At 71.8% G+C, this 21,900-nt stretch carries 18 protein-coding genes and 1 pseudogene; 6 read left to right on the forward strand and 13 right to left on the reverse strand.

Translation table 11 applies throughout. The features are described from left to right. Positions 1 to 8: 8 nt before the first annotated feature. Positions 9 to 1,616 (forward strand): gamma-glutamyltransferase family protein, encoded by a 1,608-nt coding sequence (locus MW290_RS05780; protein ID WP_250196311.1) that lies wholly within the window; start codon positions 9 to 11, stop codon positions 1,614 to 1,616. A 168-nt stretch (positions 1,617 to 1,784) separates the two neighbouring features. On the opposite strand, the gene MW290_RS05785 is transcribed toward MW290_RS05780, so the two are convergent. Then, the gene (locus MW290_RS05785; protein WP_250196312.1) at positions 1,785 to 2,060 is read right to left on the reverse strand and encodes a hypothetical protein; all 276 of its coding nucleotides are present in this window, start codon (positions 2,058 to 2,060) and stop codon (positions 1,785 to 1,787) included. Between the two features lie 260 nt (positions 2,061 to 2,320). On the opposite strand from MW290_RS05785, the gene MW290_RS05790 reads away from it, so the two are divergent. Together MW290_RS05790 and MW290_RS05795 are read left to right on the forward strand one after the other, a co-directional pair. Beyond that, a complete protein-coding gene (locus tag MW290_RS05790; protein WP_250196313.1) occupies positions 2,321 to 3,061 on the forward strand; it encodes a helix-turn-helix transcriptional regulator in 741 nt (246 codons plus the stop codon). Positions 3,062 to 3,128: 67 nt separating this feature from the next. Beyond that, complete coding sequence (locus tag MW290_RS05795) at positions 3,129 to 3,791, forward strand: Crp/Fnr family transcriptional regulator (RefSeq protein WP_250196314.1); 663 nt, start codon at positions 3,129 to 3,131, stop codon at positions 3,789 to 3,791. Between the two features lie 18 nt (positions 3,792 to 3,809). Here MW290_RS05795 and MW290_RS05800 read toward each other — a convergent pair whose 3' ends face one another. Beyond that, positions 3,810 to 5,975: an FUSC family protein gene (locus MW290_RS05800; protein ID WP_250196315.1), complete on the reverse strand. Its 2,166-nt coding sequence runs from the start codon at positions 5,973 to 5,975 to the stop codon at positions 3,810 to 3,812. 199 nt (positions 5,976 to 6,174) lie between these two features. On the opposite strand from MW290_RS05800, the gene MW290_RS05805 reads away from it, so the two are divergent. Together MW290_RS05805 and MW290_RS05810 are read left to right on the forward strand one after the other, a co-directional pair. Then, complete coding sequence (locus tag MW290_RS05805) at positions 6,175 to 6,876, forward strand: hypothetical protein (protein ID WP_250196316.1); 702 nt, start codon at positions 6,175 to 6,177, stop codon at positions 6,874 to 6,876. Between the two features lie 151 nt (positions 6,877 to 7,027). Beyond that, positions 7,028 to 8,035, forward strand: coding sequence for a tripartite tricarboxylate transporter substrate binding protein (locus tag MW290_RS05810; RefSeq protein WP_250196317.1), 1,008 nt, complete (start codon positions 7,028 to 7,030; stop codon positions 8,033 to 8,035). A gap of 45 nt (positions 8,036 to 8,080) precedes the next feature. Here MW290_RS05810 and MW290_RS05815 read toward each other — a convergent pair whose 3' ends face one another. From MW290_RS05815 to MW290_RS05835, 5 genes and pseudogenes are all read right to left on the reverse strand, one after another. Beyond that, complete coding sequence (locus tag MW290_RS05815) at positions 8,081 to 9,571, reverse strand: alkaline phosphatase PhoX (RefSeq protein ID WP_250196318.1); 1,491 nt, start codon at positions 9,569 to 9,571, stop codon at positions 8,081 to 8,083. Between the two features lie 60 nt (positions 9,572 to 9,631). Next, complete coding sequence (locus MW290_RS05820; RefSeq protein WP_250196319.1) at positions 9,632 to 10,192, reverse strand: PEP-CTERM sorting domain-containing protein; 561 nt, start codon at positions 10,190 to 10,192, stop codon at positions 9,632 to 9,634. A 146-nt stretch (positions 10,193 to 10,338) separates the two neighbouring features. Continuing rightward, positions 10,339 to 10,743 carry a hypothetical protein gene (locus tag MW290_RS05825; protein ID WP_250196320.1) on the reverse strand — a complete coding sequence of 135 codons (405 nt, stop codon included), beginning with the start codon at positions 10,741 to 10,743 and terminating at the stop codon, positions 10,339 to 10,341. 94 nt (positions 10,744 to 10,837) lie between these two features. Next, a complete protein-coding gene (locus MW290_RS05830; protein ID WP_250196321.1) occupies positions 10,838 to 13,420 on the reverse strand; it encodes a ligase-associated DNA damage response DEXH box helicase in 2,583 nt (860 codons plus the stop codon). 186 nt (positions 13,421 to 13,606) lie between these two features. After that, positions 13,607 to 14,413, reverse strand: a pseudogene (locus tag MW290_RS05835) (DUF429 domain-containing protein); the annotation flags it as partial. A gap of 114 nt (positions 14,414 to 14,527) precedes the next feature. On the opposite strand from MW290_RS05835, the gene MW290_RS05840 reads away from it, so the two are divergent. Continuing rightward, complete coding sequence (locus tag MW290_RS05840; protein ID WP_250196322.1) at positions 14,528 to 15,574, forward strand: asparaginase; 1,047 nt, start codon at positions 14,528 to 14,530, stop codon at positions 15,572 to 15,574. A 45-nt stretch (positions 15,575 to 15,619) separates the two neighbouring features. On the opposite strand, the gene MW290_RS05845 is transcribed toward MW290_RS05840, so the two are convergent. The 6 genes from MW290_RS05845 to hutH all read right to left on the reverse strand — a co-directional run bounded on the left by MW290_RS05845 (position 15,620) and on the right by hutH (position 21,887). Then, positions 15,620 to 16,822: a GGDEF domain-containing protein gene (locus MW290_RS05845; RefSeq protein WP_250196323.1), complete on the reverse strand. Its 1,203-nt coding sequence runs from the start codon at positions 16,820 to 16,822 to the stop codon at positions 15,620 to 15,622. Between the two features lie 75 nt (positions 16,823 to 16,897). Continuing rightward, positions 16,898 to 17,683 (reverse strand): ABC transporter ATP-binding protein, encoded by a 786-nt coding sequence (locus tag MW290_RS05850; protein ID WP_250196324.1) that lies wholly within the window; start codon positions 17,681 to 17,683, stop codon positions 16,898 to 16,900. A 14-nt stretch (positions 17,684 to 17,697) separates the two neighbouring features. Further along, positions 17,698 to 18,477 (reverse strand): ABC transporter permease, encoded by a 780-nt coding sequence (locus tag MW290_RS05855; protein WP_250196325.1) that lies wholly within the window; start codon positions 18,475 to 18,477, stop codon positions 17,698 to 17,700. Beyond that, positions 18,474 to 19,253 (reverse strand): alpha/beta hydrolase family protein, encoded by a 780-nt coding sequence (locus MW290_RS05860; protein ID WP_250196326.1) that lies wholly within the window; start codon positions 19,251 to 19,253, stop codon positions 18,474 to 18,476. Before MW290_RS05860 ends, MW290_RS05855 begins: the two co-directional genes overlap by 4 nt. A 19-nt stretch (positions 19,254 to 19,272) precedes the next feature. Further along, positions 19,273 to 20,235 (reverse strand): ABC transporter substrate-binding protein, encoded by a 963-nt coding sequence (locus tag MW290_RS05865; RefSeq protein ID WP_250196327.1) that lies wholly within the window; start codon positions 20,233 to 20,235, stop codon positions 19,273 to 19,275. A 26-nt stretch (positions 20,236 to 20,261) separates the two neighbouring features. After that, positions 20,262 to 21,887 (reverse strand): histidine ammonia-lyase, encoded by a 1,626-nt coding sequence (hutH, locus tag MW290_RS05870; RefSeq protein ID WP_250196328.1) that lies wholly within the window; start codon positions 21,885 to 21,887, stop codon positions 20,262 to 20,264. Between the last annotated feature and the right edge of the window lie 13 nt (positions 21,888 to 21,900).

A 21,900-nucleotide genomic window follows, 5' to 3' on the forward strand; every position in this document is an offset into this window, starting at 1 on the left:
ATCCCACCATGACTCGTCTAGACAACCCGCTCGACTGGACCCAGCCCTACGCCTCCGCCCGCTCGGCGGTGCTGGGGCGCAACGTGGTCAGCACCTCGCACCCGCTGGCGGCGCAGGCCGGCCTGCGCATGCTGCTGGCCGGCGGCAACGCGGTGGACGCCGCCGTGGCCGCCGCGATGACGCTGACCGTGGTGGAGCCCACCGGCTGCGGCATCGGCAGCGATGCCTTCGCCATCCTGTGGGACGGGCAGCAGTTGCACGGGCTCAATGCCTCGGGCCGCTCGCCGGCCGCCTGGTCGGCCGACCGTTATGCCGGCCGCACCGCCATGCCCGATGCCGGCTGGGACGCGGTGACCGTGCCCGGCGCCGTCTCGGCCTGGGTCGAGCTGTCGCGCCGCTTCGGCAAGCTGCCGCTGGCCCAGGTGGCGGCGCCGGCCATCGGCTATGCGCGCGAGGGCTTTCCGGTCTCGCCCATCATCGCCACGCTATGGGCCATGGGCGGCCAGCGGCTGGGCGGCCAGCCCGGCTTTGCCGAGTGCTTCCTGCCCGAGGGGCGGGCACCCCGTGCCGGTGAGATCTTCCGCAGCGAAGCCCACGCACGCACGCTGGAAGCCATCGCCGACACGCAAGGCGAAGCCTTCTACCGCGGGCCGCTGGCCGAGAAGATCGCCGCCTTCGCCAAGGCCCACGGCGGCGCGATGACCGAAGCCGACCTGGGCGAACACCGGGCCGACTGGTGCGGCACGCTGTCGCAGCGCTTCGGCAGCTCGGTGGTGCACGAGATCCCGCCCAACGGCCAGGGCATCGCCGCGCTGATGGCGCTGGGCATGCTGGAAGCGCTGGGCGCCGACGACCTGCCCATCGACCACGTGGACACGGTGCATCTGCAGATCGAGGCGATGAAGCTGGCCCTGGCCGACCTGCACCGCTACAACGCCGACATCGACCACATGCACGTGCCGCCGCATGCCCTGCTGGATGCGGCCTACCTGGCCGAACGCGCGGCGCTGATCGACCGCCAGCAGGCCGGCGACCCCGGCCACGGCACGCCGCGCCCCGGCGGCACGGTGTACCTGAGCTGCGCCGACGCCAGCGGCATGATGGTGTCCTTCATCCAGAGCAACTACATGGGCTTCGGCTCGGGCGTGGTGGTGCCGGGCACCGGCATCAGCCTGCAGAACCGCGGCCACGGCTTCGTGCTGGAGCCGGGCCATGCCAACCAGGTGGGGCCGCGCAAGCGGCCTTCACACACCATCGTGCCGGCTTTTGCGATGAACGCCGACGGAACGCCGCAGATGAGCTTCGGCGTGATGGGCGGTCCGATGCAAAGCCAGGGCCATGTGCAGATGGCCATGCGGGTGCTGCGCCACGGCCAGAACCCGCAGGCCGCGGTGGACGCGCCGCGCTGGCGCGTGACCGGCGGCCGCCAGGTGGCGCTGGAGCCCGGCTTCGCGCCCGAGGTGGTGGCCGAGCTGCAGCGCCGCGGGCACCAGGTGACCATCGAAACCGGCAGCGGCGTGTTCGCCTTTGGCGGCGCCCAGCTGGTGCTGCGCCAGGGCGAGACCTACATCGCCGGCTCCGACCCGCGCAAGGACGGCCAAGCCGTCGCTTTTTGAGGTTCGCCCCCAAGCTCGCTGCGCTCGCGCCCCCCCGAGGGAGAGCTCAGTCCCTTGGGGCGGCCCGGCGGGACTGAGGTTCGCCCCCAAGCTCGCTGCGCTCGCGCCCCCCCGAGGGGGAGCTCAGTCCCTTGGGGCGGCCCTGCGGGACTGACCCTCGCAGGGCCTTCACCGCGCGGCGGCGACCGCCAGCGGCGCCGAGGCGCGGGCCGACTGGGCGATCTGGCGCAGGCACTCATGCCGCGCGGGGCCGGCCTGCGGCGCCTCGCAGCTTGCGGCCGCGCTGGCCGCCCAACCGCCCGGCGGGAACCAGGGCGTGCGGCCGTCTCCCTCGAACAGCGCCAGCACCGCGGCCAGCACCACCAGGCCGGTGCTCACGCCGGCCAGCAGGATGCACCGCCGCTCCAGCGGATTGAGGATCTCGATCTCGTCATGCTCGTCCATCGTGGTTCCTGGCGGCGCCCCGGGTGCTGAAGGCACGGCAGCCGGGCACCGGGCCGCCGTGCCTGCAAGTTAGGTGCTGCCGGCGGGCGCCGCCTCGTGCGGGCGAAGGACGACCTGGCCTGCCTCATCCACCCGGAGGAGGCTCGACTGGCGAATGTGAAAACCGCACAAACCGGCCGGTCAGATTCACGACTCCGCAACAAAGGTGACAACTAGTCTTTCCTGCAAGCAACCGTGTGTGTTGCGCCAGGAGAGAACAGATGACGACGCACGCCTTCGATGCCGCACTCCCCTGGGGTGCCCGGCCTGCCCTGCCAGCCACGCGCCTCACCGACACGCCGCACCCGCTGCGGCGGGCCGACGATCCGCCCCGCGGCCACCCGCTGGGCGCCGCGGCCATGGCCCTGGTGCTGGACGAGGTGGACTACGGCCTGGTGCTGGTGGATGCCGCCGACCAGGTGCAGCACGCCAACCACACCGCACGCGCCCAGCTGCAGGCCGGGCTGCCCTTGCAGCTGCAGGGCCGCCGGCTGGTGGCCTGCCGTGACCGCGACACCGCCGCGCTGCAGGCTGCGATGGACAACGCCCGCCGCCGCGGCCTGCGCACGCTGGTGGCCGTGAGCACCGGGCTCGGCCAGCGCGCCACGCTGGCCGTCACCCCGCTGCAGACGGCGCCGGCCGCCCAGGCCAGCGGTGTGCTGGTGATGCTGGGCAAGCGCCGCATGTGCGAGGAGCTGACCGCCCTTTCCTTCGGCAAGGCCCACGGCCTGACGCCCACCGAGACGCAGGTGCTGATGCACCTGTGCAATGGCGACACGCCGGCCGAGGCGGCGCGCCGCTGCGGCGTCAAGGTGTCCACCACCCGCACCCACATCAGCAGCATCCGCACCAAGCTAGGCGCGCACAACCTCGACGAGATGATGCGCACGGTGGCCCTGCTGCCGCCGCTGGTCGGCTCGCTGCGGGCGGGTGGCCGCGGCGCCACGGCGCAGGCGATGTAGGGGGAAGCTCAGGCGGGCCGGCCGGCCCGAGCCCGATAGCATCGGCGGATCCACAGGGGGTCCGCCCATGCCCGACGAACAGCCCTCGCCCGTTCCTTCCCCCGGCCCGGTACCCTCGCCCGCCGAGCTGCTGGGCGAGCTGGCCGCTCGCGGCAGCCGCCTGCGGGCGCCGCGCCACGCGCTGCTGATCGAAGAGGGCGAAACCGGCGACTCGCTGTTCATCATCCTGTCGGGCCGGGTGCGGGTGTTCGCCGCCGACCGCAACGGCCGCGAGGTGACCTACGGCTTCTATGGCGCGGGCGACTACGTGGGCGAGATGAGCCTGGACGGCGAACCCCGCTCGGCCAGCGTGATGACGCTGGAGCCCACCGAATGCGCGGTGGTGACGCGGCACACGCTGACGCTGTTCCTGCGCGAGCGGCCGGAGTTCGCCTATGTGCTGATCTCGCGGCTGATCCGCCGCGCCCGCTCGGCCACGCTGTCGGCCCGTCAGATCGCGCTGAACGACGTCTACGGCCGGCTGGTGCTGGTGCTGCAGCAGATGGCGCAGCCCGGCCACGACGGTCGCCCGACCATCCCGGAGCGCCCCACCCACCAGGCGCTGGCCCACCACGTCGGCGCCTCGCGCGAGATGGTCAGCCGCCTGATGAAGGACCTGGAGCGTGGCGGCTACATCCTCAAGGCCGGCCCGGCGCTGGTCATCGCCAAGCCGCTGCCCGAGCGCTGGTGAGCGCCCGCGCCGGGCGCCTTAGGGTTCGCGCGGCGCTTCCTTCACCGCCACCGCCGCCGCCGACACGCGGCGGGCACCCTGCACGGCCAGGCCCAGGCGGCGCTGCAGCCACGGCAGCAGCGGCTCGTTGTTGCCCAGCGGCGGCAGGCGCAGGTCGCCGGTGGTCTGCGGTGCGCCGGTCGCCATTGTCTCGGGCGGCGCCGTGCCCGGCTGGCTGATGGCGGCCAGCAGCTGGTCGATCTGCTGCGCCGCGTCCTGCAGTGCCTGCTCGGAGGCCTCGCGGTCCAGCCGGTCGGCGCGGCGGGTGAGCATGGTGTGCACCGCGGCCAGCTGGGCCAGCAGCACGTGGCACTGGGTCAGCAGCGTGGCCATCGCGTACAGCGGCACCTGCACGCTGCGCGGCTCGGCCCGGGTGCGCTGGGCGCTGGCGGCAATGCCGCCGATGGCCTCGTACACCTCGCGCCGCGCCAGCCGCAGCGCCACGTCGCGCTCGCCGGCCTCGGGCCAGCGCAGCGCCTCCTTCACCAGCGCGCGCAGGCTGCGCTGCACCCGCTCCACCAGGCGGCCGAGGCCACGCCGCTCCCAGGCCGGCAGCACGTAGCTGAAGCCCCAGGCCAGCAGCGCGCCCAGCACCGTGTCGGCCAGCCGCTCGCCCACGCCGAAGCCGCCGCTGGGGTCGGCCAGGTGGGCCTGCACCAGCGCCATCACCGTGGCGGCGGTGGCGGTGACCAGGTAGCGCACGTTGACGAACGCATGCGAGGTGCCCGCCGCGATGAGGAACACCAGGCTGGACAGCAGCGGCGAATGCACCTGCGCGAACACCAGCACCAGCAGGCAGCCCAGCACGGTGCCGGCCACCCGCGCATCGCGTCGCGACAGCGTCTGGTCGAGGTTGCCGCGCAGCACCACGCCCACGCTGAGCACCAGCCAGTGCGGGTGCGAAGCCCAGGGTAGCGCCAGCGCCAGGAAGTAGGCGCTGCCCAGTGCCACCGCGCTGCGCAGCGCATGGCGCAGGATGGGCGAGCCCAGGCGCAGGTGCGGCTTCAGCGCCGCCAGCGGCCAGCCCTCGGGCGAAACGAAGGCGCGCAGCTCGGCCGCGCCCAGCGGCTGCGGCACCTGGATGCCGGCCAGCGCCGCCTGCATGCGGGCCAGGTCGTCGGCGATGTGGCGCGAGCGGTCGAGCAGCGCGGTGGCCAGCGCGCTGCGCGAAGGCTGGGCACCAAAGGCCTGCACCGCGTCGGCCAGCGCCGGCTGGTGGGCGGTGGTGGGCGCATCGCCCGGCAGGCCCAGCTGCAGCGCCAGCGCCATGCGGTCCAGCGAAGCGGCGGTGTGGTCGATGGTGGCGGCCAGCTGGCTGCGCAGCCGCTCGGCCGCGGCGTCGTGGCCCAGCAGGTCCAGGTCCAGCTCGCTGCCCAGCAGCGTGTCTCGCAGGTCGATGGCCAGCAGCAGCACCGCGATGCGGCGCGGCACGTCGGGCGCGTCGGGGCGGTGGGCCGCCTCGAACAGCAGGTCGCGCGCGGCCTGCAGCCGTTCGTCCAGGCTGACCTGCCGCTCCATCCAGTCCTGCAGCGGCGGTGCGCCTTCGGGCCTCATGCGGTCCTGCAGCAGCAGCACGGTGCGCGAGCGCAGCAGCGCGGCCGTGGCTTCCAGCGCGGCGGCCAGCGCCAGGCCGCGGTAGCGCGGCTGCAGCGCGCGTGAGGCCAGCACCGACCACACCAGGTACAGCGCGCCGCCCAGCGCCGTCCAGCCGGTGTGTTCCAGCTGCGCGCGCCAGCCCACCAGCGGCGGCGCCGCCATGGTGAACACGATGGCCAGGATGGGCACGAACGAGATGGGGCCCGCGCGCGCGCCCCAGGCCAGCGCCAGGCTGGCCAGGAAGGCGATCACGGTGACCACGCCGCCCAGCGCCAGCTCGTGGCTGCGCAGCAGCGTCACCAGCACGGTGGCCACCAGGCCGGCCATGGCGGCGGTGAACACCCGGCGCAGCGTGCGGCGCGGCACGTTGGGCGTGTCGGCCAGGCTGGCGAAGATGGCCCCGCCCGAGGCCACCAGCGCCGCCGGGTGGCCGCCCAGCAGGCCGCCCACCAGCTGCACCAGCAGCACGCCCAGCGCCACGCTGATGCCGTTGATGCCATGCGCCGGCAGGTGCCAGGGCCAGCGCCGGGGCAGCGACAGGCGGTTCACCGTGCCAGGGCCCGGCGGGGCAAGTAAGACGGGGGGCAGGCGCGGTGTGAGGGGTGCATCGGGGCGTACAGGCGGTGTTCTTGTGGGCAGCCGCAGCGCCGGCCAGGCTGGCGGAGGCTGCGCGGCGCATTCTGCCGCCCCGCAGCGCCGGGGGCGGGGCCGTTAAAGTCGGTTCACCTGATCCATGCATGGAAGCACGATGTCCCAGCTGATCCGACTTTCCCGTCTTGCCGCTGCCGCGGCCCTTTCCGCCCTGCTGGCGGCCTGCGGCGGTGGCAGCGACGACGATGCCGGCGAACCGGCCACCACCACCTACAACGCCCGCGCGGCCTTCCAGCAGTTGCTGGGCACCGGCGGCAGCTGGACGGTGAGCGGCACCGGCAACGACAGCCGGTCCTACCAGATCACGCTGAGCTACACGCCCAGCGGCAGCAGCCTGTTCGTGATGGACGGGCTGGTGTACGACACCGCCACCCAGACGCTGACGCTGCGCCAATCGGGCAGCTCGTCGGACAGCGTCACCCAGACCATCTATCACAACCTGTCCACCGCCACGGTGGCCGGCACCCGCACCACCGACGACGAATGCAGCGTGGCGGTGGCCACCGGCAGCCTGCCCACCGCCGCCCGCGTGGGCGACAGCGGGCCGCTGTTCCGGCTGACCGACTACGAAGGCTGCGTCGGCAGCACCGCGGTGGGCGTGTCCGACGTCACCTGGTCGGTGGAACGCAATGCCGGCCGCGCCTACTACTGCCTGACCACCCGGTACGTGACCGCGGGTGGCCTGGAGATCGAATGCGTGGAGGCCAACGGCACCGGCGGCCTGCTGGGCAACCGTGCCCGCGTGCGCCTCGAAGCGCCGGTCACCGGCGGCACCTTCATCCTCGACGCCTCGAACTGAGCGATCTTCTAGTAGGCCGGGGCCCACGGTCTGCGGCCTCGCTTTGCATGCATTGAGCGCATTGAACAGCGGCTCACAATGCATTGGACGTTGCATGTCGCGCTTCCCAGAATGAGCTTGCACCCTGACAAGCTCACGCAAGGAGATGACGATGACGACGATGAACCGGCGTACGTTCCACGCCCTGGCGGCCACGGCCCTGCTTGCCGGCACCACGCGCATCGCGTCAGCGCAGGGGCCGGGCGCCAGACCGATGACGCTGGTCGTGCCCTACCCCGCCGGTGGCCTGTCGGATGCGATCGCACGGGTGGTCGAGCGGCCGCTGGCCAAGGCTGTCGGTCAGATGGTGATCATCGAGAACATCGGCGGCGTGGGCGGCGCGATCGCGGCGCAGAAGGTCCTGGGCGGCGCCCTCGACGGCGGCGCGATCTACCAGGGATCGCCCAATGAGCTGATCCTGACGCCGATGGCGCTGCAGGCGGCCAGGTACCGTGCCGAGGACTGGCGCCTGGTGCAGATGATCGGCAGCTTTCCGCTCGCGGTGCTGGCGCGCAAGGGGCTGCCGGCCAACGACATCGACGAACTGGTGGCGCTGGCCAGGAAGGCCCATGCCGCCGGCAAGCCGCTCAGCTACGCCAGTGTCGGCGTCGGCAGCCTGTACCACCTGCTGGGCGCGCACTTCGCCAACAGCATCGGTGTGCAGATGACGCACGTGCCGTACAAGGGCGCTGCACCGGCCATGCAGGACCTGGCCGGCGACCAGGTCGACGTGGCCTTCATCGTCGTCGGTGAGTCCGGCATCGCGATGGCCCAGCAAGAGCGCCTGAAGGTGCTGGCCACCCTGGCGCCGGCGGGCAAGGTGGAGGCGGCCTTCCTCAGGGGCTACCCGAGCATCAACGAGAGCAAGTCGGTGCACGACTTCGCGTTCAACACCTGGACCGGCTACTTCGTGCCCAAGAGCACGCCGGAGCCGGTGGCGCGGGCACTGAACCAGTCACTCTCGGTCGCCATCGGCGACCCGGAGGTGAAGGCCCAGATCGAGAAGCTGGGCGGTACCGTGCCGCCGATGATGACGCTCGAAGCCGCCGCGAAAGAGTACGAATCGCAGACGGCGCGCTTCCGCGCGATCGCCAAGTCCGTGAAGCTTGAACCGCTGTGAGTGGGCCAGGCCGGGGGCGCGCCACGGCACGCCCCCGGGTGGCGCTTACAGCGCGCCGTCGTCCCAGGGACCGGTGATGGCGAAGGTGATGCCCGGGGTCTGGATGTTCACGAACAGCCACTCATGGTGGAAGGTGGCGCCCGCGAACTCCGAGCCGCGCTGGTCGCCGGTGAAGGTGCGACCCGACGGGCGGGTGTAGCTGCCGGTGGCCGCGAAGTTCACGTTGTTGTGGCAGAACGGGAAGATCTGGCCATCCAGCGTCAGGCCCCGCAGCGACTGCGGATCGTTGTCGCCGTCTTCGCACAGGATGAGGCTGCCGCGCGGGCTCCAGGCGATGTTGTCGGGCATGTGCACGTCCGCAGCGCGGCGTGATTCATAGACCAGCGTGAAGGTCTCGCGCCGCGGGTCATAGGCAAAGATCTGCCCCGCGCGCACCGTGCCGCCGCTGGTCGAGCAGACGTAGATCACGCCATTGCCGTACCAGCAGCCCTCGCCACGCACCAAGCTGGCCGCGCCCTGCACCAGGCCCTGGGCCACCACGCCGCCATAGCTGGTGCCGCTGATGAAGGGCTTGTTCGGCTCATTGATGTCCACCCACTCCACGTCCCAGGTGGTGCCGTCGGCAAAGCCGGCACCGGTGTTGAAGAAGGCGATGTTCTGGCCCAGCGCGTTGATGCTGGCATTGGCGGGCACCTTCAGCTTCATCATCTGCAGCTTGCCGCCGGCCGAGGGTCGGCCCGGCACCTTGGGGATGAAGCGGTAGAAGCCGCTGGGGGTGGAATCCTCGGTCTCGTAGATGATGCCGGTGACCGGGTCCACCGCCACCGCTTCATGGCTGAAGCAGCCCATGTCCAGCAGCGGCACCGGGTTGGCCGGGCCGGCGGCGGGCACGTCGAAGCAGTAGCCGTGCTGCTTGCTGGCGCCGTTGTGCACGCCGTCCGAGGTTTCTTCGCAGGTGATCCAGGTGTTCCACGGCGTGGGGCCGCCGGCGCAGTTGCGGATGGTGCCCGACAGCGTGGCCCAGGACGAGATGAACTTCTGCTGCCGCGGTGCGAACACCAGGTTGGTGGTGCCGCCATTGCACTTGGGGTCGTAGGTGATCTTGGGCGCGGCATAGCTGCCGGCGCTGCGGCTGCCCTGCTCGTGGTTGCGCACCAGCACCAGCTTGTCGGCATCGGAGGCCACCACGGCCATGCCGTCGTGCGCGCCCGGCGTGGCAATGCCGTCGCTCATCACATCGCCGGTCCAGCCGAAGGACCAGTAGCGGAAGCCTGAGGGCAGCTGCAGCAGCGGCAGGCCGGTGGACTGGTCGGCCACCGGGGCCAGCGGGCCGTAGTCGGGGCTGTAGGGCAGCTTGACCGCATGCGCGGCGCCGGAGCCCAGCACACCGAAGGGCAGGCCCACGGCGGCAGCGGCGGCCACGCCGCTGCGCAGGAAGCCGCGGCGGCCAAAGCTCCAGTGCGGGTCCATGTCGCGGCCGGTGTCGGCGCGGGCGAAGGCGCGCATCACGTCGATGTGTTCGTCACGGGAAGTCATGTCGTTTTCTCCTGGCAATTGGTCGTTGGGCTGGGAATCAGCAGCGGGTGCGGGGCCGCATCAGGCGCGGCGGCGGCGCGCGGCCGCGGCCAGCAGCGCCAGGCCGCCGGCCATCAGGGCGTAGGTGCCGGGCTCGGGCACGGCGGCGGTGATCGTGTAGCCCAGGGCCCCCTGGCCCAGGCCGTCGGCATGGTCGGCAATCGCCAGCACGAAGGTGCCGCTGCCATAGACGTTGTCGAAGCGCAGCGTGGCGGCTTCGCCAGGCCCGCCCAGCGACCATTCGGTGGTGCCATCGGCCAGCGCCACGTGCACGCTTTGCGTGCCGGTGCGCAGGTCGAGGTAGCCGCTGCTGTCGGACTCGGTGCCGTAGAAGGCCGCGATCACCGGGTCGAACGACGCATCGGACGGCGTCACGGTGATCGTCACCTGCGCCATGAAAGGCGCGGTGAACTGCCAGAACGACCAGCCGGCCGCATCGCCCCAGGGGCCGCTGTCGGCGGCCACGCTGCCGGCAAAACTGCCGCTGGTCAGCACGCCCTGGTAGGCCACGGGCACAGCCTGGGCCGAGGCGGCCAGTACCAGGCCGCCCGCCAGGGCAGCCCATCGGGATACAAAGCTCATCACTTCCTCCGGTTGGAGATCGAAGGCACGGCAGGCCGGCGCGCCAACGGCGCAGCCAGGGGTCGACCCCGTGCCCGCAGGTCGACCGCGGGAAACGGTGGAGGCAGGCACGCCCGGGCGGCCTGCACAGGCCGCGGCGCGGCCCTTCAGGCGGCGCGGGGTGGGCGCTTGCGGCGGCGCTGGCCGCAGCTGCGCCAGCGGGCGCCAGCCGGCGGTCGCCGGCGTGCCGCACGGCCTCTGGGGCCGGAGCCAGCGGGGCGCAGGAAGTCACCCGCCAGGTCCGCCAGATCGGTGGCCGGCGTGGGATCGGCTGCGCGGTCGTCGGCCGGTGCCGCGTCGTGGCTCTGGCCGCAGGCGCTGCCGGCTTTCAAGGCGCAGTCCGGGGCCGAAAGCGCGGCCACCGTCTGCGCGGCCCGCGTGGCGAGGCCGGCACCGGAGCCCCAGGCTGCCGCCATCAGTCCGGCCACCAGCCAGAGGACGCCCCAGCCACCGGCCAGCCGCAGGCACCGCAGGCAGCGGTGCAGGGGGGAGGACGAAGGCAGGCGGCGCATGGGGGTGCAAGGCGTTGGTCGCCCTGATCCTCGGCGGCCAAGATGACTTGCCCGTGACGGGCCGCACCCCGTCCGGACTGCCTGCGGTGGGCCCTCAGCGCCGGCGCACGATGCGCGGCTTGGGCAGCCGCGGCCGCGGGGGCAGCGGCGGATGGGCCAGCACCTTCTCCGCGTCGGCCACGATGCGGGCCAGCCGGTCGGCCAGCTTCTCGGTGCTGAGCTGCTCGCGAAAGCGCTCGACCATCAGCGGCAGGCTCATCGGCGTGGGCACCTGCAGCGGCACCAGGTCGATCTGCTGGGCCCGCATGCGCGCCAGCACCTCGCCCAGCCGACCCAGTTCCAGCTCTTGCGCCAGCACCTCGTGCTCGGCCTGGCTGAGCAGGCGGTTGCCGGCGTCGTACTTGCGGAACACCTCGTAGAACAGGCTGGACGAAGCCTGCAGCTGCCGCGTGCTCTTGGCCGCGCCGGGAAAGCCGCTGAACACCAGCCCCGCCACGCGTGCGATCTCGCGGAAGCGCTTGCGCGCCAGCGCGCTGCTGTTCAGGCTGGCCAGCATGTCGTGCATCAGGCCGTCTTCCGCCAGCACGCGGCCGTCCAGCAGCGGCGCCACCTCCACCGGGTGGATGCTGAGCAGCTCGAAGCCGTAGTCGTTGATCGAGATGGAGAAGGTGTTGGGCTGCTGCTGCGAGAAGCGCCAGGCCAGCAGCTGGGCCAGGCCCAGGTGCACGTTGCGGCCGCCGAACGGGTAAACGAAGAGGTGATGGCCCTCGCGCGAACGGTACTGCTCCACCAGCAGCCGGCCGGCCTGCGGCAGGTGCGACAGCCGCACCTGCACCTGCAGCATCGGCCAGGCGGCGCGCAGTTCAGGCTCGCTGAACGCAGCGCCCTTGCGGGCCGGCGGCGGCGGGGCTTCGGCCTCCGGCAGGCCGTCGGGGTAGGTCTCGGCCACCTCGCGCGCAGCCTGGTGCAGCAGGGCCTGGATGGCATCGGCCAGCTCGCTGGACAGCGGCATCTTGGCGCCGTTCCACGAGGCCAGCTTGCCGCTGCGGCTGCTGGCCTTGCGCACGTAGGCCGTCATGTCACGGGTGCGCACGTATTCCAGCGCACGGCCACCGAAGATGAAGCAGTCGCCGGGGTTGAGGCGGGCGATGAAGCTTTCTTCCAGGTGGCCCAGCACGCCGCCGCCCACCCACTGGATCGGCATGGTGCTGTCGCTGACGATGGTGCCCACGCCCATGCGGTGGCGGCGGGCGATGCCGGCATCGGGCACGCGGTAGACGCCCTGATCATCGGGCAGCACGCGGTGGTATTCGGGGTAGGCGCCCAGGCTGCTGCCGCCACCCTCGACGAAGGCCAGCGCCCAGTCGAACTCCTCACGCGTCAAAGTTGCATAGGCAGGTGCGCTGCGCACTTCCTCATACAGCGCGTCGGGCGTGAAGCCGCCGCCCAGCGCCACCGTCACCAGGTGCTGCACCAGCACGTCCAGCGGCTTGGCCGGGGTGTGGCGGCCTTCCACCTGGCCGGCCTTGGCGGCACGGCGGGCCGCGGCGCCTTCCACCAGCTCCAGCGCCTGGGTGGGCACCAGGGTCACGCGGCTGGGCCGGCCGGGCGCATGGCCGCTGCGGCCGGCGCGCTGCAGCAGCCGGGCCACGCCCTTGGCGCTGCCGATCTGCAGCACCCGCTCCACCGGCAGGAAGTCCACGCCCAGGTCCAGGCTGGAGGTGGCCACCACCGCACGCAGCCGGCCCTCCTTCAGGCCCAGCTCCACCCATTCGCGCACGCTCTTGTCCAACGATCCGTGGTGCAGCGCCACCAGGCCGGCCCAGTCGGGCCGTGCAGCCAGCAGCAGCTGGTACCAGGCCTCTGCCTGCGAACGCACGTTGGTGAACACCAGCGTGGGGCCTGAGCGCTCGATCTCCTCGACCACCGGCATCTGCATCTGCGCGCCCAGGTGGCCGCCCCACGAGAAGCGGCCCACGTCGGCGGGCAGCAGCGTGTCGATGGCCAGGTCCTTGGGCACCCGCCCCACCACCAGCTGGCCTTGCGCATCGCCCACCAGCGTGGCCATGGCCTCGGCCGAGTTGCCCAGCGTGGCCGACAGGCCCCACACCACCAGCTGCGGGTTCCAGTGCCGCAGCCGCGCCAGCGCCAGCTGCACCTGCACGCCCCGCTTGTTGCCCAGCAGCTCATGCCACTCGTCGACGATGACGGTGTGCACGCCGGCCAGGTCCTGCTGCGCGCTGGCGCGGGTGAGCATCAGCGTCAGCGATTCGGGCGTGGTGACCAGCGCGGTGGGCAGCCGCCGGTCCTGCCGCGCCCGCTCGGCCGAGGCGGTGTCGCCGGTGCGCTGGCCGATGGTCCAGGCCGGCGCCTCTTCAGCCAGCGGCAGCGTGAGCGAGCGGGTGGTGTCGGCGGCCAGGGCGCGCATCGGCGTCAGCCACAGCACGCCCAGCGGCGGCGCCTGCCGGGCATCGTCCGTCGCCACGCCCAGCGCGGCGGCCCGCGCCAGTGCGCCGAACCACACCGCATAGGTCTTGCCGGCGCCGGTGGTGGCGTGCAGCAGGCCGCTGCGGCCGGCGGCCATCGCCGACCACACCTCGCGCTGGAACGGAAACGGCTTCCAGCCATGGCGCTCGAACCAGGCGCCCGGGGCGTAACGGCGGCGGCGTCCGGTCATCCGCGGGGTGGGCGGGCCGTGGCCGTCATGCGCTCAGGCCTTGACCGGTGAGGCCTTCTTCACCGGCGCGGGCGCGGTGGCCGCGGCCTTGCCGCGGCGGGCGCGCGGGGCGGGCTTGGCAGGCGCGGTGGCGCCGGCTGGCGGGCCGGCTGGTGCGGCCAGTGGGGTGGCCGCCTCATGCGGCACCGAGACGATCCAGCCTTCCAGCGGATCGACCTGCGGCGGCAGGCCCCAGCCGGGCTGGCCATGGGCCCAGGCCGCCTGCAGCATGCACAGCACCGCGTCCAGCTTGTCGCCGCTGCCGTCCGCCGCCAGCGCATCGCGCTGCGCATGGCTGCACTTGAGCCGCAGGCCCAGCCGGCTGCGGCCTTGCTCCAGCGCTTCCAGCAGGTCCTTGCGGGCGATCAGCCGCTCGGGCGTGTGCTTGGCGCGCTCGTCGCTCTTGTACGAGCGGGCGCCGATCAGCTCACGCGCCAGCAGGCCGGGGTAGGCCTCCAGCGCCACGCGGCGGGTGTCGCCCTCATGGTGGCCGGGCAGGTGCACGCCGGCTTCGCGCAGCAGCGGCACACCGGCATGCAGCATGTAGGCCACCGGCGGGTTCACCCACTTCATCGAAGGTGACGAGCCCGCCGGCCGATCGACCGCGCGGTGCGCGAACTTGCCACCCACCGGCCGCGCCGCGCAAAAGGCGGCGAAGGTCTCGCGGATCTGCGGGCGGGTCATGGCCGCGTAATGCGTCATCAGCGCGGCCCAGTCCTGCGGCCAGCCCAGGGCCTGCACCAGCTCGCGCGGCAGGCCGAAAGGCAGGTCGAAGCCGCCCACCCACGGGCCCGGCGTGTGCAGCCACTGGCCGAAGGCGGCCAGCGTGGGATGGCTGTCGATGCGCAGCAGCGTGCAGCGGCTGCCTTCCAGCCGGCCGTGGGCCACCACCACCGGCTTGCGCGCCGTGGGCGCGCTGCTGAAGTCGATGCCGTAAATGTCCATCGGCCGCATTGTCGCGGCGCGGCCATGCCGGTGCCGGCGCGGGGTCGGGCCGGCGCTACAGTGGCCCGCTCATCCCCCTCACTGCCAGCGGAGCCGTCAGCCGTGCCAGCGCATCCTGTTCTTGTGGAAGTCACCCGCGGTGGCTTCGTCGAATCGTTCCACCGCGGGTCGCTGGCCATCGTCGATGCCGGCGGCGCTTTGCACACCGCGCTGGGCGACATCGAGCGGCCGGTGTTCCCGCGCTCGGCCGTCAAGGTGATGCAGGCGCTGCCCCTGGTGGCCAGCGGCGCGGCCGCGCGGCTGGGGCTGACCGACGCCGAGCTGGCCATCGCCTGTGCCTCGCACAACGGCGAGCCCGCCCATGCGGCCACCGCCGCCGGCATGCTGGCCAAGGCAGGGCTCGACGCCACCGCACTCGAATGCGGCGGCCACTGGCCGATGTGGGACGTGGCCGGCCGCGCGCTGGCCGCCACCGGCGCCCAGCCCGGCGCACTGCACAACAACTGCTCGGGCAAGCATGCGGGCTTTGCCTGCCTGGGCTGCCTGATGGCCACGGCCGAAGGGCGCGACGCACGCGCCTTCCTGGCGGGCTACGTGCGGCCCGACCATCCGCTGATGCGCGAGGTGACGGCCGCGCTGCAGGCCGCCACCGGCTGCAACCTGGCGCAAGCGCCGGTGGGCACCGATGGCTGCGCCATTCCCACCTTTGCCATCCCGCTGCGGCAACTGGCCCACGGCTTTGCGCGCATCGCCACCGGCAGCGGCCTGTCGCCCGCGCATGCCGCAGCCGCGGCACGGCTGCGGCGGGCCGTGGCGGCAGCGCCCTTCATGGTGGCCGGCACCGGCCGCTTCGATACCCGGGTGATGGAGGCGCTGGGCGAGCGGCTCTTCTGCAAGGTGGGGGCGGAGGGCGTGTACGGCGCCGCGCTGCCCGAGCTGGGCCTGGGCGTGGCGCTGAAGATGGACGACGGCAACAACGCCCGCGCGGCCGAGGTGGTGATGGCGGCGGTGGCCGCGGCGCTGCTGCCCCGGGCCGCGCCGCTGCAGCCGGCGCAGGCCACGTTGCTGGCCGAACTGGCCGCCCCCACGCTGCGCAACTGGAACGGCACCGAGGTGGGCGGCCTGCGTGGCGCCGAGGCACTGCGGCAGGCGCTGACGGTGGCCGCCTGAGGGCCGGCCGGGCGCCGTCGCGGCGCCCAGCTCAGAACGCCCCGGTCAGGACGCCCAGAACGGCAGGTCGCTCTGCGGCGGCAGCGCGTCACCCAGGGCCTGCGTGACCTGATTGCGGCCGCGGGCCTTGGCCGTGTAGAGCGCGCGGTCCACCCGCTGCACCAGGTGCTCGGGCTCGCCATCGATCGCCACGCCATAGGTGCCCACGCCGCCGCTGGTGGTGACGGCGATGTGCCGGTCGCGCCACGCCACCGGCGTCAGCGACACCTGGTGTCGGAAGGCCTCGGCACGCTGCCAGGCCTCTGCCGCCGTCGTGCCCGGCATCAACACGCCGAACTCTTCGCCGCCCAGGCGAACCAGTACGTCGCCGGGGCCAGCGAAGGCCGTGCGCAGCCAGCCGGAAAAGGCGATCAGGCAGGCGTCGCCCGCGGCATGGCCGTGGGTGTCGTTGATGCGCTTGAACCAGTCGATGTCGAACATGGCGAGCGACAGCGGCTGGCCGCTGCGCTGCGCCTGATGGGCCATCTCGGGCAGCACCTGGTTGAAGTGCAGCCGGTTGCCCAACTGCGTCAGCCCGTCGGTGCGGCTGAGCGCCCGGAAGCGTTCACGCTGGTCCAGCAGCTCGAAGGCCATCGCGGTGTGGGCGTGGTATTCGGCATGGCCCCGCCGCAACGCCAACACCAGGAAAGCCAGGTGCCCGACCAAAGTCAGCACCACCGGCAGTGCCTGCGCGTCATGCCAGGCCAGCGCGGCGATGCCGGGCAGGCTGAGAAAGGCGACGCCCAGCAGGGCCAGCGGACGGTTCATCGCGAAGGTGAACACCATGGCGGTGGCAAAGGCCACGGTGGACACCACGGCCACCAGCCGTGCATTGCCGAAGTCTGGTGTCGCCAGCACCCAGCTGCTGGCCAGCCCCCAGCTCAAGGCGGTGGCCAGCAGCAGATTCCAGTGCACCAGGGCCCAGCGGCGCAGCACATCGACGTCGGCCTGCCGGGGCAGGCGGTGCAGCAGCCGCAGCAACAGCAGCAGCGCGAACAGCGCGGTGACCATCAGGCCCGCCGCCCAGTGCATCCCCGGGCGGCTGGCAAAGCCCCAGCACAGGCACCAGGCGACCAGGTAGAAGAAGCCGCCGAGCCGCGTGCGCTGGCGTATGTCCTGCGCCTGCCGCCATTGCGCGAAGTGCTCCCTGGTGGTGGGCGGACCGGCCTCGGGCAGGGTCGCGGTGGACGGCACGTCGTTGTTCTTCATCAGGCTCGGCAGTGGTCGCTCGCGCCCCGAACGGGGCCGGCGCATTGTCTGCGACCGGCGCTCAGAACTGTGGCATCAAGCCATCGCCGCCTGCGCTGCCAGCACCTCGGTGCGCACCTGCTCGGTGAGCTCGGCCTTCAGCTCGGAGAAGGCGGCGGTGGTCTTGACCGCGTAGTGCCGCGGATGCGGCAGCGGCACCGCCCGGTCGAGCTTGATGCGGCCAGGCCGGGCGCTCATCACCATCACCCGGCTGCCCATGAACACCGCTTCGTCGATGTCGTGGGTGACGAAGAGCACCGTGGTGCGTTCGGCCTCCCAGATGCCCAGCAGCAGCTCCTGCATCAGCTCGCGGGTCTGGTGGTCCAGCGCGCCGAAGGGCTCGTCCATCAGCAGCATGCGCGGGCCGTTGGCCAGCGCCCGGGCCAGCGCGGTGCGCTGCTGCATGCCGCCCGACAGCTGCTTGGGGAAGTGGTGCTCAAAGCCCGACAGCCCCACCTTCTGGATGAAGCCTTGCGCGATCTCGATCTGCTGCGCCCGCGGCAGGCCGCGCTCACGCAGGCCGAAGCACACGTTGTCGCGCACCGTCAGCCACGGAAACAGCGTGTAGCTCTGGAACACCATGCCGCGGTCGGCGCCGGGACCGCTGATGCGCCGGCCATCGAGCAGCACTTCGCCGGCGGTGGGCTGGTCGAGGCCGGCGACGATGCGCAGCAACGTGCTCTTGCCGCAGCCCGAGGGGCCGAGGATGGTGATGAAGTCGTTCTCGGCCACCTGCAGGTCGGTGGCCGACAAGGCCAGCGTGCTGCCGTGGCTGGACTGGAAGCGGCGCTCGACGCCGCGCACGGTGAGGATGTGGCTCATGCGGTGCGCTCCGGTCAGCGTCCGAGGGCCGCCCAGCGGAACATCCGCCGGTTGGCCCACTTGAACAGCAGGTCGCTCAGCAGCCCGATGAGGCCGATGACGATGATGCCGAAGATGATCTGGTCGGTGGCCAGCAGCGCCTGGCTGTCGGTGATCATGTGGCCGATGCCGCTGGAAGCGCCGATCAGCTCGGCCACGATGACGTAGGTCCAGGCCCAGCCCAGCACCATGCGCAGGATCTCGGCGATCTCGGGCGCGGCGCCGGGAATGAGCACCCGGCGCACCACGCCGCTGTCGCCGCAGCCCAGGGTGTAGGCCGCCTCCACCAGGTCGCGCCGCGTGTTGCCCACGGCCACCGCGATCATCAGCACCAGGTTGAAGAAGCTGCCGATGAAGATGACAGAGAGCTTCTGCGCCTCACCCAACCCGGCCCACAGGATGAGCAGCGGGATGAAGGCGCTGGCCGGCAGGTAGCGGGCAAAGCTGACGAAGGGCTCGAAGAAGGCCTCGATGGGCTTGTAGGCGCCCATCAGCACGCCCAGCGGCAAGGCCAGCACCGCGGCGATGGCAAAGCCACCCACCACGCGCCACACCGTCATGCCGATGTCCACCGCGAAACCCATTTCGGTGAGCAGCGTCCAGCCGCTGCGCAGCATGGTCAGCGGGTCGGCCAGGAAGGTCTTGCTGACATGGCCGCCCAGCGTGGCGAACGACCACACGGCGAAGAACACGACGAAGAACGAGAGGCCGAGCACGAAGCGCGTGCCTCGGGGGACAGGTGTCAGCGGTTTCATGCGGAAGGCGGCAGCGCCTGGTTCAGCCAGGCCACGATGTCTTGGGGATAGCGCCGGTGGAAGGCCTCGCGGTCGAAGCCGGGCGGGTCTTGCGACGGCGGAAATGCCGGCTTGACCAGGGCCTTGGGAAACGGCGTGATGAACGAGAAGTGGCCCGCGCCCGGCACCAGCCGGCTGTCGACGCGGCGCGCGTCGGCCACGCCGTGTCGGATGATCTCGCCCTGGCTCAGCGGCGTGATGTCGTCGTGCTCGGCTTCCATCAGCAGGATGGGCAGGTCCACCGCGCGCAGGGCATCGGGAGCAACGAAGAAAAAGGCCGCCGGCGCCAGCAGCACCAGGGCCTTCACGCGCGGGTCGTGCGCAGGCGCCACGGCTTCACCGCTGCGCGCATGCGCCTGGCCACCGGCCACGGCCAGCGCGGTGTAGGCGCCCAATGAATGGCCGATGACGGCAATGCGATCCGTGTCGATGGGCAGGCGGGCCAGCACCTCGGAGATGACCAGGCCCACGTGGCGTGGACGGTCCTCCAGGTTCTGCAGCGTGCCCTTGAGCCGGTCGTCCTTGCGGTTGTTGCCCGGATGGTCGAACGCGGCCACCACCCAGCCCGCCGCCACCAGCGCCTGGCACAGCGCGCGGTAGATCTGGTAGCTGCCGCCATTGCCATGGGACAGCACCGCCAGCGGCACGGGTGCCGCCGGCGCGGCCTCGGTCGGCCAGCCCATCACCTCGGCCGGGAAGCGGAGGCCCCCGGCCGCATCGACGACGTCGATGTACATGCGGCCCTCAGTTGAGGAATTAGTTCAGGAAGCGCGTGTCGGCCAGCTTGGTCAGGTCGGGAATCTGCTTGATGATGCCCACCTCCAGCAGCAGGTCGGCCGCTTCCTTGGTGAACTGCGGGTGCTCACTGGCGAAGAACTTCTGGTTGGCCGCGCGGTCCTGCCAGCGCAGGAACTTCTGCGAGTTCTCGAAGGCTTCGCCGCTTTGCTTGACGTCGGCGCCCATGATCTCGTAGCTCTTCTTCGGGTCGGCCTTGATCAGGTCCAGCGCGTCGAAGTAGGCATCGGCCAGGCCCTTGGCGGCCTTGGGGTTGTCGGCCAGGAACTTGGGCGTGCAGCCGAAGGTGTCCATCACCATCGGGTAGTCCAGCGTGGTGGCGATGATCTTCCCGGCCTCGGGCTTGGCGCGCACGCTGCTCAGGTAGGGTTCGTAGGTCATGCCGGCGTCGATGCCGTCGGTGCCGGCCAGGAAGGCGTTAGCCACCGGCTGCGGCTCCAGCGTCAGCACCTTCACGTCCTTGATGGACATGCCGTTCTTCTTCAGGATCCAGGCGGCGCCGAAGTAAGGCGCGGTGCCCGGTGCGCTGGCGGCCAGGGTCTTGCCCTTCAGGTCGCTGATCTTGTTGATGCCGGGCTTGACCACCAGGCCGTCGGCACCGTAGCTCTTGTCCATCTGGAAGATCTGGGTGCCGGCCACGCCGTTGGCGTTCCAGACCACCCAGGTTTCCACCGTGGTGGCCGCGCACTGGATGTCGCCCGAGGCCAGGGCCAGGTGGCGGTCCTTCTGCGGGATCTTCTTGATGGTGACGTCCAGGCCGTGCTTCTTGAACAGCCCCGCCTCCTTCGCGAGCGTGAGCGGCGCAAAGCCCGTCCAGCCCGAGATGCCGACGGCGACCTTGGTGTCCTGGGCATGGGCCAGCGTGGCAGCACTGGCGCAGGCCAGGGTGGCGACGAGGCGGAAGGCGGAGGCTTTGAACGTCATGATGCTCGCTTGGGAGTGAAGAGGGATCAGGCCGGAATCCACAGCGCCGGCAGAGCCGGCAGCGTTCGCAAGATGCGCGCCAGTGCACCGCTGTGCACCAAGGCCGTGGCACGCTCGATGTCGGGCGCCAGGTAGCGGTCGACGTCGATGCTGGGGCAGTGGCTGCGCAGCAGCGCATGCACCTCTTCCAGCGCGGCCGAGCTTTGCAGCGGCCGCAGGAACTCGATGCCCTGGGCCGCGGCCAGCAGTTCGATGCCCAGGATGTGCGCGGTGTTGGCGATCATGGCCTGCAGCCGCCGGGCCGCGAAGGTGGCCATGGACACATGGTCTTCCTGGTTGGCCGAGGTGGGCAGGCTGTCCACGCTGGCCGGGTGCGCCAGCGACTTGTTCTCGCTGGCCAGCGAAGCGGCGGTGACGTGGGCGATCATGAAGCCGCTGTTCAGGCCCGCATTAGCGGTCAGGAAGGGCGGCAGCCGCGACACGCCGCTGTCGATCAGCATCGCGATGCGGCGCTCGGCGATGGCACCGACCTCGGCAATGGCCAACGCCATGCCGTCGGCCGCCAGGGCCACGGGCTCGGCATGAAAATTACCGCCCGAGATCATGGTGCCCCCCAGCTCGCTGCGCTCGCGGCCCCCCGAGGGGGCGCGACCCGGCTCCGGGCGGCCGAGCGCCGGGTCCATCGCCCCGTCTTCCGCGAACACCAACGGGTTGTCGGTCACCGCATTGGCTTCCCGCACCAGCACCAGCGCCGCATGGCGCAACTGGTCTAGACAAGCACCCACCACCTGCGGCTGGCAGCGCAGGCAGTACGGGTCCTGCACCCGGTCGTCCCCTTCCGCGTGCGAGGCGCGGATGGCGCTGCCCTGAAGCAGTGCACGGTAGTACTGCGCCACGTCGATCTGGCCGGGCTGGCCGCGCAGCGCATGGATGCGCGGATCGAATGGGCCGTCGCTGCCGCGGGCCGCGTCGATGGTGAGCGCGCCGATGACCAACGCCGATTCCAGCACCGGCTCGAACGCCAGCAGCGCATGCAGCGCCAGCGCGGTGGAGGTCTGCGTGCCGTTGATCAGCGCCAGGCCTTCCTTGGCGGCCAGCTTCAGCGGCGCGATGCCGGCCTGCTGCAGCACCGGCAGCGCTGGGCGGCGCTCGCCGTCCACCAGCATCTCGCCTTCGCCCATCAGCGCCAGCGTCATGTGGGCCAGCGGCGCCAGGTCGCCCGAGGCACCCACCGAACCCTGGCTGGGCACGTAGGGCACCAGGCCGGCATTGAGCACCGCCAGCAGCGTGTCGATGACCACCGGCCGCACGCCGGAATGGCCGCGCGCCAGGCTGGCGGCCTTGGTGGCCAGCATCAGCCGCACCACCGGCGGCTGCAGCGGCGCACCCACGCCCACGCTGTGCGAGCGGATGAGGTTGAGCTGCAGCGTGTCGAGATCGGCTTCGCTGATGCGCTGGTTGGCCAGCTTGCCGAAGCCGGTGTTCACGCCGTAAACCGGCGCGTCGCCGGCCGCCGCCGACTGCACCACGGCGGCGCTGGCCTGCACGGCCGCCGCCGCATGCGGGGCCACGGTGAGGGTGACGCCGCCGGCATGCACCGCCTGAAGCGTCTCGAGCGTCAGGCGCCCAGGGTCAAGTTCGATCGCAGTCATCCTGCAGACTCTA

The sequence above is a fragment of the Aquincola tertiaricarbonis genome, assembly GCF_023573145.1.
GTDB classification, from domain to species: Bacteria; Pseudomonadota; Gammaproteobacteria; order Burkholderiales; family Burkholderiaceae_C; genus Aquincola; species Aquincola tertiaricarbonis_B.

Excerpts from the sequence above, each read along its gene's own strand:
- MW290_RS05805 (WP_250196316.1), top strand. The coding sequence starts at position 6,175 with ATGTCCCAGCTGATCCGACTTTCCCGTCTTGCCGCTGCCGCGGCCCTT.
- MW290_RS05830 (WP_250196321.1), bottom strand. The coding sequence starts at position 13,420 with ATGACCGGACGCCGCCGCCGTTACGCCCCGGGCGCCTGGTTCGAGCGC.
- MW290_RS05810 (WP_250196317.1), top strand. The coding sequence starts at position 7,028 with ATGACGACGATGAACCGGCGTACGTTCCACGCCCTGGCGGCCACGGCC.
- MW290_RS05845 (WP_250196323.1), bottom strand. The coding sequence starts at position 16,822 with ATGAAGAACAACGACGTGCCGTCCACCGCGACCCTGCCCGAGGCCGGT.
- MW290_RS05855 (WP_250196325.1), bottom strand. The coding sequence starts at position 18,477 with ATGAAACCGCTGACACCTGTCCCCCGAGGCACGCGCTTCGTGCTCGGC.
- MW290_RS05865 (WP_250196327.1), bottom strand. The coding sequence starts at position 20,235 with ATGACGTTCAAAGCCTCCGCCTTCCGCCTCGTCGCCACCCTGGCCTGC.
- MW290_RS05785 (WP_250196312.1), bottom strand. The coding sequence starts at position 2,060 with ATGGACGAGCATGACGAGATCGAGATCCTCAATCCGCTGGAGCGGCGG.
- MW290_RS05850 (WP_250196324.1), bottom strand. The coding sequence starts at position 17,683 with ATGAGCCACATCCTCACCGTGCGCGGCGTCGAGCGCCGCTTCCAGTCC.
- MW290_RS05790 (WP_250196313.1), top strand. The coding sequence starts at position 2,321 with ATGACGACGCACGCCTTCGATGCCGCACTCCCCTGGGGTGCCCGGCCT.
- hutH (WP_250196328.1), bottom strand. The coding sequence starts at position 21,887 with ATGACTGCGATCGAACTTGACCCTGGGCGCCTGACGCTCGAGACGCTT.
- MW290_RS05795 (WP_250196314.1), top strand. The coding sequence starts at position 3,129 with ATGCCCGACGAACAGCCCTCGCCCGTTCCTTCCCCCGGCCCGGTACCC.
- MW290_RS05825 (WP_250196320.1), bottom strand. The coding sequence starts at position 10,743 with ATGCGCCGCCTGCCTTCGTCCTCCCCCCTGCACCGCTGCCTGCGGTGC.
- MW290_RS05860 (WP_250196326.1), bottom strand. The coding sequence starts at position 19,253 with ATGTACATCGACGTCGTCGATGCGGCCGGGGGCCTCCGCTTCCCGGCC.
- MW290_RS05815 (WP_250196318.1), bottom strand. The coding sequence starts at position 9,571 with ATGACTTCCCGTGACGAACACATCGACGTGATGCGCGCCTTCGCCCGC.
- MW290_RS05820 (WP_250196319.1), bottom strand. The coding sequence starts at position 10,192 with ATGAGCTTTGTATCCCGATGGGCTGCCCTGGCGGGCGGCCTGGTACTG.
- MW290_RS05780 (WP_250196311.1), top strand. The coding sequence starts at position 9 with ATGACTCGTCTAGACAACCCGCTCGACTGGACCCAGCCCTACGCCTCC.